16 protein-coding genes and 1 tRNA gene are annotated in these 14,949 nt (G+C 53.4%); 12 read left to right on the top strand and 5 right to left on the bottom strand.

The features are described 5' to 3' along the window. Positions 1–216 precede the first annotated feature (216 nt). On the top strand, positions 217–825 hold the full coding sequence (locus tag AC2FFP_RS23065) for a short chain dehydrogenase (RefSeq protein WP_496727534.1): 609 nt from the start codon (positions 217–219) through the stop codon (positions 823–825). Positions 826–939: 114 nt separating this feature from the next. Beyond that, on the top strand, positions 940–1,176 hold the full coding sequence (locus AC2FFP_RS23060; protein ID WP_496770854.1) for a DUF2798 domain-containing protein: 237 nt from the start codon (positions 940–942) through the stop codon (positions 1,174–1,176). A 17-nt stretch (positions 1,177–1,193) separates the two neighbouring features. Here the strand turns inward: AC2FFP_RS23060 and AC2FFP_RS23055 are convergent, their stop codons facing one another. The 4 genes from AC2FFP_RS23055 to AC2FFP_RS23040 all read right to left on the bottom strand — a co-directional run bounded on the left by AC2FFP_RS23055 (position 1,194) and on the right by AC2FFP_RS23040 (position 4,585). Continuing rightward, positions 1,194–2,090, bottom strand: a complete 897-nt coding sequence (locus AC2FFP_RS23055) for a LysR family transcriptional regulator (RefSeq protein ID WP_496727536.1) — start codon at positions 2,088–2,090, stop codon at positions 1,194–1,196. A gap of 450 nt (positions 2,091–2,540) precedes the next feature. After that, on the bottom strand, positions 2,541–3,689 hold the full coding sequence (locus AC2FFP_RS23050) for a hypothetical protein (RefSeq protein WP_496770852.1): 1,149 nt from the start codon (positions 3,687–3,689) through the stop codon (positions 2,541–2,543). Next, the gene (locus AC2FFP_RS23045) at positions 3,673–3,897 is read right to left on the bottom strand and encodes a hypothetical protein (protein ID WP_496770849.1); all 225 of its coding nucleotides are present in this window, start codon (positions 3,895–3,897) and stop codon (positions 3,673–3,675) included. The genes AC2FFP_RS23050 and AC2FFP_RS23045 overlap by 17 nt, the downstream gene beginning before the upstream one ends. Positions 3,898–4,315: 418 nt before the next feature. Then, positions 4,316–4,585 carry a hypothetical protein gene (locus AC2FFP_RS23040; RefSeq protein ID WP_496845388.1) on the bottom strand — a complete coding sequence of 90 codons (270 nt, stop codon included), beginning with the start codon at positions 4,583–4,585 and terminating at the stop codon, positions 4,316–4,318. Between the two features lie 367 nt (positions 4,586–4,952). On the opposite strand from AC2FFP_RS23040, the gene AC2FFP_RS23035 reads away from it, so the two are divergent. From AC2FFP_RS23035 to AC2FFP_RS22990, 10 genes are all read left to right on the top strand, one after another. Next, positions 4,953–6,611 (top strand): TadE/TadG family type IV pilus assembly protein, encoded by a 1,659-nt coding sequence (locus AC2FFP_RS23035; RefSeq protein ID WP_496770844.1) that lies wholly within the window; start codon positions 4,953–4,955, stop codon positions 6,609–6,611. Positions 6,612–6,619: 8 nt separating this feature from the next. Beyond that, positions 6,620–7,141 carry a TadE/TadG family type IV pilus assembly protein gene (locus tag AC2FFP_RS23030; RefSeq protein WP_496770843.1) on the top strand — a complete coding sequence of 174 codons (522 nt, stop codon included), beginning with the start codon at positions 6,620–6,622 and terminating at the stop codon, positions 7,139–7,141. A gap of 1 nt (position 7,142) precedes the next feature. Further along, complete coding sequence (locus AC2FFP_RS23025) at positions 7,143–7,700, top strand: TadE/TadG family type IV pilus assembly protein (RefSeq protein ID WP_496723926.1); 558 nt, start codon at positions 7,143–7,145, stop codon at positions 7,698–7,700. Between the two features lie 222 nt (positions 7,701–7,922). Beyond that, positions 7,923–8,735: a hypothetical protein gene (locus tag AC2FFP_RS23020; RefSeq protein ID WP_496881561.1), complete on the top strand. Its 813-nt coding sequence runs from the start codon at positions 7,923–7,925 to the stop codon at positions 8,733–8,735. A 591-nt stretch (positions 8,736–9,326) separates the two neighbouring features. Beyond that, positions 9,327–10,061 carry a hypothetical protein gene (locus AC2FFP_RS23015; protein WP_496770839.1) on the top strand — a complete coding sequence of 245 codons (735 nt, stop codon included), beginning with the start codon at positions 9,327–9,329 and terminating at the stop codon, positions 10,059–10,061. 277 nt (positions 10,062–10,338) lie between these two features. Continuing rightward, complete coding sequence (locus AC2FFP_RS23010; protein ID WP_496770837.1) at positions 10,339–10,545, top strand: helix-turn-helix domain-containing protein; 207 nt, start codon at positions 10,339–10,341, stop codon at positions 10,543–10,545. Positions 10,546–10,711: 166 nt separating this feature from the next. Beyond that, a complete protein-coding gene (locus AC2FFP_RS23005; protein WP_496770835.1) occupies positions 10,712–11,971 on the top strand; it encodes a hypothetical protein in 1,260 nt (419 codons plus the stop codon). Between the two features lie 58 nt (positions 11,972–12,029). After that, positions 12,030–12,227 carry a hypothetical protein gene (locus AC2FFP_RS23000; RefSeq protein ID WP_496845385.1) on the top strand — a complete coding sequence of 66 codons (198 nt, stop codon included), beginning with the start codon at positions 12,030–12,032 and terminating at the stop codon, positions 12,225–12,227. Beyond that, positions 12,224–13,267 (top strand): tyrosine-type recombinase/integrase, encoded by a 1,044-nt coding sequence (locus tag AC2FFP_RS22995; RefSeq protein WP_496845384.1) that lies wholly within the window; start codon positions 12,224–12,226, stop codon positions 13,265–13,267. The genes AC2FFP_RS23000 and AC2FFP_RS22995 overlap by 4 nt, the downstream gene beginning before the upstream one ends. Continuing rightward, positions 13,264–14,916 carry a recombinase family protein gene (locus AC2FFP_RS22990; protein WP_496845389.1) on the top strand — a complete coding sequence of 551 codons (1,653 nt, stop codon included), beginning with the start codon at positions 13,264–13,266 and terminating at the stop codon, positions 14,914–14,916. The genes AC2FFP_RS22995 and AC2FFP_RS22990 overlap by 4 nt, the downstream gene beginning before the upstream one ends. Here the strand turns inward: AC2FFP_RS22990 and AC2FFP_RS22985 are convergent. After that, positions 14,873–14,949, bottom strand: a tRNA-Met gene (locus AC2FFP_RS22985). The genes AC2FFP_RS22990 and AC2FFP_RS22985 overlap by 44 nt on opposite strands.

Here is a 14,949-nt window from a genome sequence, read left to right as displayed (position 1 = left end):
TGACTTCGGAGAGAACCAAGACCCCGGCGGACAACAAATCCAACGCCCTTGACAATACCGCGATCAGAGAACCGCTTAAGAAAAACATCACTGCTTAAACATCATTTTTTAGAATATATCACATGCTTATACATTATTTTTATTTATGTTTTGATTTCGGCATATCTGTCTCAGCCAAACCAGTTCGGTTTGTAGCAATAAAAATGGAGACAGATCATGAAAGTCATCGTTGTGGGAGCCACCGGAACACTTGGCAGCGCAATAACATCAGACCTGAAGAACGACCACGAGGTCGTGGAAGTTGGCTTCTCGGAAGGTGATGTCCAAGTCGATATCACCGATTTCGGGTCGATTAAGGCCATGTATCAGAAAGTTGGCGCTTTCGATGCGCTGGTGTCGGCGACAGGGGCCGTGCATTTTGGCCCTCTGGCAGACATCACACAAGAACAGTGGCAGCTTGGCCTGAACAACAAGCTGATGGGACAGGTCAATCTGGTGATGGAAGGAGCCAAGCACATCAACGATGGTGGGTCCTTTACCCTGACCGCTGGCATCATCAGCAGGGACCCGATCCGCTATGGGTCCGCTGCCACCACCGTGTGCAGTGCGCTAGAGGGATTTGCAGCATCGGCGGCGTTGGAATTGCCGCGCGGCATTCGCGTCAATGCAGTCAGTCCAACCATTTTGGAAGAATCCGTCGACCTCTTCGGTTCTGCCTTTGCGGGTTCCGAGCCTGTACCTGCAGCGGTCGCTGCCAAGGCGTTTCGCAAAAGTGTTGAGGGTGCCCGGAGCGGCCAAACTTTCACCGTCCAAGGCCGCACCTAAGCCGCGTTCCTTCAATCGGGTCCTTCAGACCGGAGGACCCGAAACATCCTGGCCGACTGGACGCTGGAAAAATAACAACCAATCCGCCGGCCGCCTCCAAGGAGACCACACAACATGCACGTCATTCCAAAACAATACACGCAGTACGTTTTCTACTTCTTCATGGCACTTTTGATGTCTGGCCTGATGTCGTTGGTCGTCACGACGATCAACATCGGCATCGTCCCAATCCTGATCTCGGCGTGGCTGAGCGCCTGGATTGTCGGTTTTTTGGCTGCTTTGCCTGCCATCATGATTGTTACGCCCGCTGTACGAAGCATCGTCGGTCTTTTTATCGTGGATTGCGAGTGAGGCCAAACTAGCCAAATCTATGCCGGCCGCAACAACTCCTTGAAAAGTCCACGAAGCCAAATATTGCCCGGTTCCCGGTCGGAGCGCTTGTGCCAGAACAAGCTTAGCTTAGGACCCGGAACCGGGATTGGAAGCGGGCGCGACAAAAGTGTGCCGGAGTCGATAAGAGGCCTCACGGTGACAGAGGGCAAAACACAGACAAGCGTGCTTTCCCTCAGAACTTTGGCGGCGCTTGCGAAATTATTTATTGTCATTGCCACACGGCGTTGCAGCCCATGTTCGGCAAGCACCATGTCGGTGTAACCGCGAACATCACCGGATAGAGAAACCAAGAGATGATCCGCCGCAACAAAGCGCTCCAGCGTCAGATTACCTGTTGCAAGTTCATGTTCGGGATTCATCACGCAGACATACTCAAGATCAACCAATAATTCGCTTGTTTTCATTGGAGGCATCAGGTCGTTTGCGCCAATGAGAATATCGACGGATGCGCGATTGAGGACCGTTTCCCCGTTTGAGATTGTGTAAGGCACCGTTTGGATGGACACATTCGGCGCGTCTTGTTCGAGGCGATGGCGAAGGTCTGCCCACACCAAATCTACCATCAGGTCCGTCGCCGCGATCCGAAAGGTTCGGCGCGACGTGGAAGGATCGAACCCTTTGGGATTGATGGCTTCGTCAATCTCTTCCAATGGTTCTTTTACCTTCACCCAGAGATTCTGGGCAAACAGGGTGGGCGCGATGTTTCTTCCATCCTTGATGAAAAGATCATCCTTCCAGATCTCGCGCATCCGCCCAACTGCATTCGAGACTGCCGGTTGAGTGATGTTCAATCTTTCGGCCGCCCGAGTGATCGACCCCTCGGTCATAATAGCATCGAAAATGACAAGAAGGTTTAGGTCCTGACTGCGCAACTGAAAGCCCCGATTTTTGAGACTAGGCTATCAGAATTGCTTACTGAGACCACCGGCAAAACACCAATAATCTTGGCATCTAAGCCGAGAGCAACTTGCGCGATGCCGACATTGGCGCAGCCGCAGCGAAAGCTAACTTCGTCCTGCTACCCTGCCATCTGAGAAGCGCGTGGGAATGTCCGGTTTGCGCGGTTCGCAACCTGCCGCACTTGCAAAAGACCAAAGTGTAGTCAGCGGCGGCTTAGGGTTCTCTGCCGCCATTCTCTGCGACGTGCCCCGACCGGAGGTATGAGCCCAAAGCAGACATGTTAGTCCCGCGTAAGGTTTGTTTTGGTGACCCCCAAAGAGGTGATAGTGCCATCCAACTAGTGGATCAGTTTCAATCCAACGGGAGACCGGTACTGTCGAAATAGCGTCTAAATCTTTGCCTTCGGGCCTCTAACTTTACGTTCAGCCGTTACTTGCAAATTCGTCTTCCGCCTCTCCACCCGGGGTTTGATCTACTTCCTCCGGTTCTCCATCAACATCATCGTCCTCTTGGCCGTCGGCATAAACGCTTCCGTCATCCGAAATGCCAAGTGTGGATTTTACCGATTCTTCATCGGGATTGGAGGCACGGACCGCGCCGAGGACGCGGTCTTGCTGTTCTTCCGCGACGATTTTGTCCTCAGAAAAATCGCCTTTGTAATGTCCCAACAAACTGGCCTCCGCGTCATGCACCGCCTCCGCAGCCGCCAACTGATCGTCCGTCGGTTGCGCTATCGTATTTCCGTCCTCATCTGTTGTTACGTCGTGCGCATCTTTCACCGCTTGTGCGGTTTCCAAATCTTCAGGCGCAATCGTACCGGGAGTGGACGCCTCATCGGCAAGAACCTGTTCAGCTTCCTCCAGCGTCATTGGAGCCGTGTCCAAATAATCATACGCCGCAGCAATTTCCTTCACTTCTTCAGGGCTCAAGTCGTAATCTTCACCCATGACATGATTGAAATTTGCGTCGGCTACGGCAAGGCCAGCGGCCAGGCTCACCGGCCCTGTACCTTTCGCATACTGTCCGTTCGCGATATGCGCGAGTTTTGCATTTACACTGGAGTTAATGGCACCATTCAGTTTGCCGAGGTTACGCGGAGCAAGCGTGCCATCATCAAGGAGTTTTTCTTTTCTGCTTGGTGGTCTCGGGGATTGCGCGACACTCGCTTTACTTGTTCGTGTTGTGGTGGTCCGTGCCTTGTTCCCTTTGAATAGACCTTTGACACCGTTTTGCTTCAGGTTACGGCCCAAGGCCTGAAAGTCTTCCTTCACAGCCCGACCCAAACGACTGGCGCTCTTTGACTTACGACTTTTGCTGGCAGACTTCGTATTTGCCCCGTTCAGCGTTTTGTCGGAACCCCATCCCCTTTTGGCACCTTTTTCACCGTTGTTGCCGCCCTTTCCGCCACCGTTGCCACCTCCATTATCCCCTTTTCCGCCGCCGTTACCTCCACCTTTTCCGTTACCATTTTTTGCGTATGCGTAATCGGAAGCGAGAACGGTCACGACTGGCGCGACTACAAATGTAGAGAGTACGATTGCGGAGACGCTCACTTTAAGGAAGTTCAACACGGTAGAAATCCTTTTCGTTTAGAGAAATACTGGTCAGCGGTGGCGAACGAATGCCATCCTTAAAAATGTTGCTCAAACACGGCCAGAATGAGGCAGCTATTCGACTTTCAGGAGTTGTTATCTTTAATGGAATATTAACAACTTGGCCTTTATTTCCAAAAGAATCACTTGGGAAAATAAAACTGTTAACAATAGCAGTAGTTTTCAATTTTCTGTTTCCAGCAGCGATCAAAAAAAACCGTTAAATTGGAAATAATAGGTGCGTTAACACTCGGTTAATGTGAGGTCTGGAAAATAGCAAATAGTTTATTTTTACGAGTTGACTATGGTTAAGCAAAGCAAAAGGGAGCTATTCCCGCCTTTGAACGACGCCGAGGCCGAAACATTTGGCCCGGAAAAGAATAGCTCCCTAAAACCTACGATAAGAAGGGCTATATTTGCTGCCCCAATATTGTTGTATTTTCTTCTAATGGCCTTTTTCCTAAATAGAGCGTCTGCCGAAAGCTATATATCGATCCCGTGGTAGATGAAGGCTTTTGCCCTGAGATAGACAATGAGGGTCCGCGCTATCAGACGAGACAGCGAAAGATAGTTCTGTTCGTCCACTCCACCTGCTGAGCAATCATTCAATTGGTTCCGGGGCTCTGCGCCGCAGCAAACGGCAGAAATGTCCGCAAGGCAGAAATCGGGCTGAAATTACTGAACGTCCGCTGCGAGCCCGACCTGCTCATTCGACATAGCGCAGCGAAGGTCGGCTTTTTCATGGGGTTGGCCACAAATGCGGCTCGAATCGCGGCCATCATCGCGTCCTGAGGCCCTTGTTCTTGCGCCTTGCTGGATGCCATCACCAGCTTGGAGGCAGGCGTGTTTCTATGTTTGTTTGCATAGTCTACCATCTGCGCGTTGCCCTTGGTGCTGACCGCAGCGCTGCAGAGTGCTCTGCCAGATGGGATGAATGGCCGTTTTCAAGAAGGCAGCCCCATTTTTGAAGCCTCTATATTAACCAGACATTAATGAATCGTTTTTTTCCATAAAAGATAATCCCTCCAAATGGCCAGTAGGCCGCCGCATTTTTGACATATTCAAATCACAGAGTTTATAGAGATGCTCTCAGTTAAAAAATAAACCTAATTCCAAAGGCTTAGAGGGATTCTGAGTCAATGCCCTAGTAAATGTTTCCGTAATTGCAATACCTGCAATTGCGAGCTTTCCCCTAATAGAAATGAACTTATGGCAGCTTTCCGCCGCTAAAGGAGGTTATAAATGCCTACGAATTTTGTAAAATCAACAAGCTCTAGCGTTTCTCCTGCATTCGGTGTGTGGAAAGGTGCTCGACGTCTTGCCCGCGACGAGGATGGCGCGCTTACTATATTCGCCCTATTTATGTTTGTGGCTATTGTCGCCTTTGTGGGAATTGGTATCGATTTCATGCGCCACGAGAGCGAACGTGCAAATTTGCAGTACACGCTGGATCGGTCTGTTTTGGCTGCGGCGGATCTTGATCAAAAGGCGGATCCAGGATCTATCGTTCGTTCGTACCTAGAAAAGGCGGGCCTTCTGGAAAATCTGACCAATATCAATGTAGTCAACGACACTGGTTATCGAGAGGTGTCGGCGACAGCCCAATCTGAGATACAGACCCAATTCATGCACCTCTCTGGTGTTGATACATTGATCGCACCCGCAGCGAGCACTGCCGAGGAAAGCGTCGGTGCTGCCGAAATCTCAATCGTATTGGACGTTTCGACCTCGATCGACTTGTTTCAATTAAAAAATGCAACGAAAAACATCATCACAAAGATAGGAAAGAAAAACGGGCATTGGAGCAACGAAGTTTCGTTTTCCCTGATTCCGTATTCCAGCCAGGTTAACGCTGGCGCAGATTTGCTGAAATACTACAATGTCGACCGTTTTCATGGCCACTCGCATTGCGTCAACTTTATCGACAATGAATTTAGCAAGCCTGATCTTTCTCTGACCAGAGTGCTGGAGCAAACGGCTCATTTCGACCCTTACACCGAGACAAAAGAGCCGATTCAAAATCCCGTTTGCCCAATCCGCCCTGGATCAGCGATCCTGCCATTCCAAAACAATGAAACAGTGCTTCATGACTATGTCGATGGCTTGACCAAGCTAAGCAACCCAGTGGCAGACGAAGATTCTGGCCTGGACAACGGTGCAAATTGGGGCCTTATTTTACTGGATCCGAGCACACGCCCAGTCATCAATGGTCTGGCCACTCCTGTATCCGCAGATGGTGATGGTATCGTCCCGGAAGCATTCAAATATCGCCCAATGGATTACAATAGTAACGTTCTAAAAGTTCTGATCCTGGTGTCCGACGGGGACAATACCGATCAGCACATGCTCAACCCCTCGATGCGTACTACCTTGTCGGATTTGTGGTACAATGAGGAAGCCGATCGTTTCTCAGTCTTCCAATCAAATGGCACCCCTATGTATTGGTGGCCTCATGATAACAGCTGGCAGGATCACCCTTACGGCAACGGGGACTCACGTTGCACAACCAATGGCAGCAAAACTTCATGCGTTAAAGAAGACGAGCCCGGCAAGTCGGTACAGTTGTCCTACGTTGAGCTGCTGAACCTTGTGTCCTTGGAATACATCGAAAACAATATTTTCACCCAGTCGCCAAGTGCCTATGGGCAGTGGGAAAGCAGCGCGTTCAGCAAGAAAAATGCAGTAGCCAAGGATGCGCGCACCAAGCACGTATGCAAGGCAGCCAAAGATGAAGGCGTGATTGTCTTTAGTGTCAGCGTCAATGCCCCTGCGAACGGTCAAAAGGTGCTGCAAGGCTGCGCAAGCTCTGCCAGTCATTACTATGATGCATCGGCGCCTGACCTTACAGATGCCTTTACTTCAATCGCGTCCTCGGTTCGTATGTTGAGGTTGACACAATGATGCGCCGGATGTTCTCCGCTCTAACTGAGCTTCGCCGCAAGGAAGACGGCAATGTGACTGTCGAGTTTGTTATCATATTCCCTGCCGTGTTTTTCCTGGTTCTTTCGGGATTGGAGCTTGGCTTAGTAACACTGAAACATGCGCAACTGGAGCGGGCTGTCGACATGACCGTTCGCGACATTAGGCTGAACACCGGCATTAACCCACAGCATGACGATATTAAGGCGATTATCTGCAACCGAGCCGGTTTTATCAGCAATTGTGAAAACAGCTTGCGTCTAGAAATGATCCGTCAAGATCCATTTGCGTCCATAACAGTACCGACCATCCCTGACTGCACTGACTTGTCCGACGAGGTGCGCCCTGTGCGGACTTTTCAAAACGGCCTTGAGAACGAGTTGATGGTTCTTCGGGCCTGCGCCAAGATCAATCCCAGGTTCCCGACATCCGCTATGGGCAAGGCAATAGTTAACGAAGAAGGTCAATACGCTTTGACCGCTACAACCGTTTTCGTACAGGAGCCTAAATAGAATGAGGATTAACCGACTTTCGATACACTGTTCAAAACGATTCCTCGGCCGGGAAAACGGCTCGATTTCCGTCGAAGCCGTTCTTGTCATCCCAATCCTCTTTTGGGCGATCATGGCGGGTTATACATTTTTTGACGCTTATAGGCAGAATGCCTCGAACACCAAAGCAGCACATACGATCGGTGACCTAGTTTCTCGAGAAACTCGGGAGATCAATAGCGAATACATTGACTCGATGGTGGAAATGTTCAAATTAATGGTGGCAAATGATACGGATTTGAAAATTCGAATTTCGTTAGTTCTTTACGATGCAGCCAACGACAATCATTCGGTGAACTGGTCTGCAATTCGCGGCGAGTATGTTGAAAAGTTAACGGACGACAATATCGGTCTATATAAAGATCTTCTTCCCCCGATGTCGGATCAGAATACGCTTATTCTGGTTGAAACCTCCAACACGCTTGTCCCGATCTTTAGAGTAGGCTTAGACAATATCGAACTGAAAAACTTCATTTTCACCCGACCGCGCTTCGCAAACAATATTAAAGCGAACGTCTAAGTGCCTGAGCTCGGCAACGAAGGGTCCCCGTAGGTGCCACCAAGGCCCAAGCGTTACTCCCCCAGATCAACAGCGGCGGTTCGATCAAGGCGCAACGGAATCAACTAAAGAGCCCAAACTACTGAATGCTGCACTGCACACGATTGTCCGCTGTTACTTGGTCGCCAAAGCGCGTTGCTAGATTTTTCTTCCCATCAAGCTTGCTGATGCTACGAATAAGTTATGACAGATTTTTCGAATGAATTTTTTGGCCAGCCAGAACAGCAGGACCTGCAACGCAGGGCGGACCGTATTTGGACATTGGTCAAGAATGACCCGACTTATTCCTGCCATGGCCGCGCGGTGGGCCTTAGCGCGGAGAACGACATCGATTTGGTGAAGCAAATTGCGATGACTCGACTACAGGGCGTTTGCATGGCCGAAGGAACTCCTGTCGAAGCTGCCGATCGTAGGCGTGAAGGGCTTGAACAGCACGGTCTGAAAACGGATCAGTTCGTTGACTGGCAAGGGAGCGCAGCATCGCTTGAAGCCGCGGCCATGGTTTTGGCGTCGCGCAAGTTACCCGATGATCTCGAACTCGTGCGTGTAGATGCGCAAACACCAGGTGATGACTTGGCCAAATTGGATACGCTCACACAGGCATGTGGAGTCCTGCTTCCGATGGGCGCGTTCATCCGCGGGCTGAGACGCCCGAGCGTGTGTTTGTTGGCACGTGACCGCAAGGGGGAAGTCGTCGCGGCAACAGCAGCCGTTGCGCAGTTTCATCCTGATCACCGGAATGCCGATCAGGCTTGGTGGGGTATGCTAGCGACAGATGAATCGCGGCGGGGCGAGGGAATTGCCCTGATCATGGGCGCAAATTCAATGCTTGCTATGCGTGATCTCCATGGTCTTGGGACTTTTTTCACAGGGATCCGTGAAGGTAACGCGCCTTCTGAAGGTTTGTGCAGAAAATTGGAGATGGCACCAACTAATGACGTGCATCTCATGGCGATAGACCCGGACGTGTTCGCAGCTGGGCGGTTGACCAAATAAGTCGTGTCCTAATTGCGTCTTTGGAGTATGCGACTGCTCCAAACTGTGCGGCACAAGCCGAAATTCCCAGAACTAATTCAAACGGCAGCTTTGTCCGCAACACAGCCATGTGCGAGCGACACTGGCATGGTGTGGTCCCCGAACCTTAGTTCACCTTGGAGGCCGGTCGTGAACACACCGTGGTCACCGCTTTTTTTGATCGTTTGCCAGGGAAAGCAGCAAGAATAAACCGGGCGCAACGGAGACGAGGAAGACCCATCCCGGCCCAGAACGTCCGATTTTGCGCTCTTGCTAACTAAGTGTATTGATCCGTTTTTTTGTGGGATCTTTGTGTTTCGCGCGGCCGCAAGTTGTACAAACCTTAGCTGACCCGAAGCGCAACAGCCCACCAATAGCGCAGACGGTTCGGGTCAGCGGCTCGACACAGAACCTAACCAAATTGTTCCCTTCCTGTTCTTTTATTTATGTGCAACCTTTGAAGGGGTCGCCTTGTGTCAACCAGCGCGCTTCCTCAGCAAACAATACTGCCTTGATGCACATCAGCTTTTGGACGTGCGACCAGACTATTGAGTGAACCAAACGGAGAATAACATGAGCGCTAACGCGGAGAGCGGTCCGAAGGACAATCACGACGTCGTAGATATTGAAGGTGACTATTCGGTCTACCCGCACATGGATGGGATCAAATGCTCGATGCCATGGAAGCTCGGCAGTTATGGCGAACGCGGCGCTCTTTCTGAGGACATGATCGAGAGCTTGGCTGAACGGTTTGACCTGCCAACTAATCTCGTTGGCGAACTCTCTGTGATTCTTGGGAATTGCCTCAACAACGATGAAGACATCGCAATCAACCTGACCGAGGTCCGTCGCTCGCAAGCAATTGAACGAGGTCAAAAGCACCTCAAGCAACTTTTGCGGAAAGCCAAACAGAGTTCCATTAGTCCCCAAGAACTCCGGAACTCATTGGGCTCGCTTTCGACTTATTTCGCGTCGACGCCAGAAGACGCAGACCTTCTTCCCCAAGTGCTCGACAATATTGAGACCGCAACGACACTTACTCAGGACGTGATAGATGACATTCGGCACATCCTTGTGACCCCCGGCGCGGTTGCAGAGATGTCGCCACGCGACAAGCGGTTCTCGCGCGACAAACGCCTTCAGTACAGTCGAGAGCTGCTGCTATATCTGGAAAGATGCCGGTCGCCCTTTGACCTATACGACATACTCAGACGGTCGCCCCGGCGGACAACGGCAAGGTCCGCTCGTCGACTTCATTCAGTCTGTCGTGAGGTTCATCACCGATCCGGGACAAAACCTGAGCGGTGAGACGATCCGAGTGGATATTGACGATTTTCGCGGCAAGCTTGAGCGAGAAGAGAAAGAGCGTTGGGCACCGCCTGAATCGGGCAATCAATACACTTAGAATGAGCAAGCCTGCGTTGTCATGGTCATGGCATGACACGCGTTCCTGCCATACCCCCTTCTGACGACCAAGCGCACCAGCAGGTTGAGACAGCGATTGACCAGTTGGTCCGATTGCTGGCTGCCCAGGCAGTACGGGAACTGGGCCGGAACGCCTCTGCCAAAAAGGAGGCGCATCACGATGCCACGGATCAATGCAATGAAAAAACAAACCCGCCAGCTGCTGACGGTGAAGGACATCGCTGAACTGGACAATTGCTCGGAGAAGACGGTGCGCCGTGCGATTGCAGCAGGCCTGCTCGAGGTTATCTGGGTTGGCCCCGGCGGACGCCTCATCCGCATTGATCCGGCAGCTCATGCCGCCTACCGGCAGGCACATTGCTGGTAGGCACTCGTGACCGTTAATGTCTATTAATATCAATTTGTTAAACACGTTTCGGGAAGAGGGTATCCCCATAAGTTTCTAACTTTCTGTGCTACGCTTTTCCCGAATCGGACCTCCTGTCCACACCAGTCCGCCCGAGACCAGACATGTCCAGAGGAACGCAAACCCGATGACTAAGCAGAGCCCCGTTCCATTGAGATTGGCCTTCGTAAAAGCCGACACACCGATGTTTGCCGACCTTATCGAACAGCTGTACTCCGACACCTCTCTGTCTGACGCGCGCCGCCGCGACTTGATCTCCGGCCTGCGCCGCGTGGCGAAGGCCCTTGCGCTGCCGCCCGAGGACGTTCCCTGCGATAGCCGATGGTTGCAGCCCCGTTTGACCCAGGTCTCACCGGCTGCGCTGGGTCTCACGCCAAAGAGTTGGCAAAACGCGGTCAGCGATGCACGGGCTGCGCTCGCGCATTTCGGGCTGGTGGAACGGCGATACAACCGGATTGAAGATCTGTCTCCCGATTGGCACGCGCTCTGGGTGATTGTATTGGCGTCCGGAGACAAGACATTGCAACCCGCACTCTGCCGCTTCGTGCATTATCTGAACCGGCAAGGCGTCAAACCCGCCACTGTGCGCAAAAAGCATGCTCAAGCCTATCGAGTAGCCCTTGAGCAAAACGAGATCAGCAAATCTCCTGATGTTGCATATCGGGCTGCAGTCAACGGCTGGAACCTGGCGGCCCGACGTATTTCACAATGGCCCAGGGTCACTTTGCCCCTGGAATCTCGTCAGAAGGTCATCGCTTTTTCGGTGACCGCGTTTCCAACGCCATTCCAAACAGCTCTTGCAGAGCTGATGCATCGTCTGTCCAAACCGGACCCGCTGGCAGATGACGGTCAGAACAGAGCACTCCGATCCGCGACCCTGGCCCAATACCAAAGACAGTTGGTTCGGTTTGCCTCCGAACTGGGTCATTCTGGCATCCCAATTTGCCACATTGGCGGATTGGACGTTCTGATCAATCCGGTGACGGCGGAACGAGGTTTGCGCCAGATGTTATCGCGCACCAACAACCTGACCACAAAGATGATCAGCGAGATCGCCGCGCTGCTCCGCAACCTAGCCCGGATACTCAATGCACCCGATGACACCCGGGACGCGCTGTCGGGGCTTGCCGCGCGCCTGGCCGTCAAACCTCAGAATGGCATGACCCAAAAAAACCGAAGCCGGCTGAGGGTGTTGCAGGAGGACCGGCACCAGCAGCGCCTGCTGCTCCTGCCTGAACGGATTTTCGCCCGACCGCGCGGCACGTCCAAACCGTATGGCTGGGCTCTGGCACGCGAAGATGCGCTCGCCATCGCCATCTTGCTGGTCTGCCCAGTTCGCGTGAAGAACCTGGCTGTTTCCCCGGAGAGTTGGTTAACATTCCGTTGACCCCAGCGTTCTGTCGGCACGCATCTCTAAACGGATATTGAAGGAAACGGGGTTGGAGATGAACGCCCACCTGTTTCGCCACTTTGCGGTGATGAACTGGCTCGACGCCAATCCTGGGGGCTATGAGGTTGCCCGCCGGTTGCTCGGACATTCGGAAGTCAGCCACACGATCAACATGTATTCCGGTCTTGAAGCACGTTCGGCAACGCGCGCCTTTGCCGACCTGATCGACGCCAAGAAAGGGCGCCGCAGATGAGCCTGGTTCTGCCTCTCGCCAATTGGCCCGCGTCCGACTGGGATATGTGGGACAAGCTTCAGAAGGCGGCCGGACCACTCGACGATTGCGGCGCCCTCGCTCATCTGCGCGCAACCTCATTGAAGACGCTGGAACTTCGCTATGCCCGATGGCTGCAATGGCTGATTACTAGCGATGCGGATGCGATCACGCTGCCTTCGGCGCGACGCGCGACCCTGCCGCGCCTTTCCGCTTGGCTTCAAGACCTCTCACACACCCGACCGATGACCCGGTTGATGTTCATAGATGGCGTATTGCGTGTCCTCTCTGCGGCTGATCCTGTGCACGATTGGACCGGTCAGCGCAGGCTAAAAACAGGATTGAAGCGTACCGCAGGCAACGGTGATCGGGATCGGAAACTAGGCCGGGTACTGTCCAGCGATGTATTGCTTCGGGCAGGTATCTCACTGGCAACGGAACATGCAGAAGTCGCCCGAACATCGTTACGCAGAATGATCTGCCTGCGGGATGGAACAATGATTGCCATGCTAGCCCTGATGCCCATGCGGCGACGTGCCTTCGCCGGGCTTCAGATTGGCCCATCCCTGCAAGTCACACCGGACGCCATGATTGTTGCGCTCACAGGGGATCTGACCAAATCAGGGCATCCCTGGGAAGCTGATGTTCCGCAGAGCGTTGAGCCGCTCTTACGCCGTTATGTCGACGAAGCCCGTCCCTTTTTTATGGAGCGTGGCCAACAGCAACACGATGTCCTGTGGGTTGGCCGGTCTGGTACTCCTTTGAAGAATGATGCGCTGAGCCCCCGGATCGCTGAGCAGACGCTGAAGCTAACGGGTCGCCGTATCCCGCCGCATTTCTTTCGGGATGCTGCCGCGACAACACTGGCCCGATCTTCTCCGGAACACGCCAAGCTAATTCGACCAATTCTTGCGCATACGAGCTTCGGAACAGCCGAGCGCCACTATTTTCACGCCCAGACCATTGAAGCGGGCCGCGACTATGCGGCCCTGATCAACCAAAAGAGAAAGGCCCGGCGATGACCCTAGTTGCAATCTATGCCCGTTTCTCAAGCCAAATGCAGCGGGACGCATCAATCGAGGATCAGTTGCGGCTGTGTCGAGAACGTGCAGAGCGTGAAGGCTGGACCATTGTCGACGCCTATTCAGATCGTGCGGTCTCCGGTGCCTCGATGTTGCGCCCCGGCCTGCCAGAGCTGATCAATGCAACTCAGGAAGGACGAGTTGACCTAGTTTTGGCGGAGGCGCTGGACCGGTTGAGCCGTGATCAGGCTGATATCGCAGCGATCTTCAAACGCCTGAGCTTCGCAGGAGTCGGCATCGTTACACTGGCCGAAGGCGAGATCAGTGAGTTGCATGTGGGCCTCAAGGGCACCATGAACCAACGGTTCCTCAAAGACCTGGCCGACAAAACCCGGCGGGGACTGCGTGGGCGGGTCGAACTTGGACGCTCCGGTGGCGGCAATAGCTACGGCTATGACGTCGTCCGGCGTCTCGGCCTGGACGGCCTACCCGTCAGGGGAGAACGACGGATCAACGCGGCGGAAGCTGAGGTAATTCGGCGGGTGTTTCGGGAGTTTTCCGACGGGCATTCCCCGAAGGCCATTGCGCGCCGCCTGAATACCGAGGATATTTCCGGTGCCCGAGGCAAACTATGGCGTGACACGGCCATCCGGGGACACCGCACACGCGGAACGGGCCTTCTCAACAATGAGCTTTATATCGGTCGCCTAGTCTGGAACCGGTTGCGCTACATCAAGGACCCGGAGACCGGTAGGCGTGTGTCCCGTCTCAACGATCCCTCCAAATGGATCATCACAGAAGTCCCCGAGATGCGTATTGTCGGTGACAATCTTTGGGAGGCGGTGAAGCAACGGCAAGGCGAGATCGAGGCCGACCCCCGCGTCAAAGCCATCAAGAAGACACGGTTCTGGGAGAAGCGGCGCAAGAAACACTTGCTGACAGGTCTTGCATTCTGTGGCACCTGCGGAGGGCCGCTTGCCACAGTCGGACGCGACTACCTCGCCTGCTCTGCCGCCCGCAAGCTCGGCACATGCTCCCATAAGCAATCCATTCGCCGTAACGTTCTGGAAGACGCGGTTCTGGGTTTGCTGCGTCAGCGCCTGATGCAGCCCGATGCTGTGGCCACATTCGTCAAATCTTTCAGCGAAGCCGCCAACGCGGAAACGGGCGCGTTGGAGGCAGCTCGGGCCCGTTTGCAATCCGAAAGGGACAAAGCTGCGCGCAAACTGAATGGGTTTTATGATGCAATCGCAGAGGGCTTTCGTACACCCGGACTTCAAGCCAAGCTCGAAGAACTCGAAGCGCAGATCGCCGATCTTGATGGTAAGCTCTCCGAACCTGCACCGTCACCAGTGCGACTGCACCCGAACCTGACCGAACTCTATCGCTCCAAGGTCGCCGATTTGACACAGGCACTATCCGACCCGGCAATCCGCACAGGGGCATTGGAGATCATTCGGGGCTTGATCGAACGTGTTACGATCCAACATGAACGGGATGGCGTGCAGATCGAGTTGGAAGGTGCACTGGCAGCGATGATTAGCCTAGCCCAGGATGAACAAAGCCGCCTTGCGGCGGCTTGTTCGGTACTTTGTTCGACCCAAGTGGTTGCGGGAGTAGGATTTGAACCTACGACCTTCAGGTTATGAGCCTGACGAGCTACCGGGCTGCTCCATCCCGCG

The sequence above is a fragment of the Ruegeria sp. YTSC004 genome (assembly GCF_059609805.1).
This window is presented reverse-complemented; position numbering and strand designations above follow the sequence as displayed.

Coding starts and splice junctions, on each gene's coding strand:
- AC2FFP_RS23065 (WP_496727534.1), top strand. CDS start 217: ATGAAAGTCATCGTTGTGGGAGCCACCGGAACACTTGGCAGCGCAATA.
- AC2FFP_RS23060 (WP_496770854.1), top strand. CDS start 940: ATGCACGTCATTCCAAAACAATACACGCAGTACGTTTTCTACTTCTTC.
- AC2FFP_RS23040 (WP_496845388.1), bottom strand. CDS start 4,585: ATGGTAGACTATGCAAACAAACATAGAAACACGCCTGCCTCCAAGCTG.
- AC2FFP_RS23035 (WP_496770844.1), top strand. CDS start 4,953: ATGCCTACGAATTTTGTAAAATCAACAAGCTCTAGCGTTTCTCCTGCA.
- AC2FFP_RS23030 (WP_496770843.1), top strand. CDS start 6,620: ATGTTCTCCGCTCTAACTGAGCTTCGCCGCAAGGAAGACGGCAATGTG.
- AC2FFP_RS23025 (WP_496723926.1), top strand. CDS start 7,143: ATGAGGATTAACCGACTTTCGATACACTGTTCAAAACGATTCCTCGGC.
- AC2FFP_RS23020 (WP_496881561.1), top strand. CDS start 7,923: ATGACAGATTTTTCGAATGAATTTTTTGGCCAGCCAGAACAGCAGGAC.
- AC2FFP_RS23015 (WP_496770839.1), top strand. CDS start 9,327: ATGAGCGCTAACGCGGAGAGCGGTCCGAAGGACAATCACGACGTCGTA.
- AC2FFP_RS23010 (WP_496770837.1), top strand. CDS start 10,339: ATGCCACGGATCAATGCAATGAAAAAACAAACCCGCCAGCTGCTGACG.
- AC2FFP_RS23005 (WP_496770835.1), top strand. CDS start 10,712: ATGACTAAGCAGAGCCCCGTTCCATTGAGATTGGCCTTCGTAAAAGCC.
- AC2FFP_RS23000 (WP_496845385.1), top strand. CDS start 12,030: ATGAACGCCCACCTGTTTCGCCACTTTGCGGTGATGAACTGGCTCGAC.
- AC2FFP_RS22995 (WP_496845384.1), top strand. CDS start 12,224: ATGAGCCTGGTTCTGCCTCTCGCCAATTGGCCCGCGTCCGACTGGGAT.
- AC2FFP_RS22990 (WP_496845389.1), top strand. CDS start 13,264: ATGACCCTAGTTGCAATCTATGCCCGTTTCTCAAGCCAAATGCAGCGG.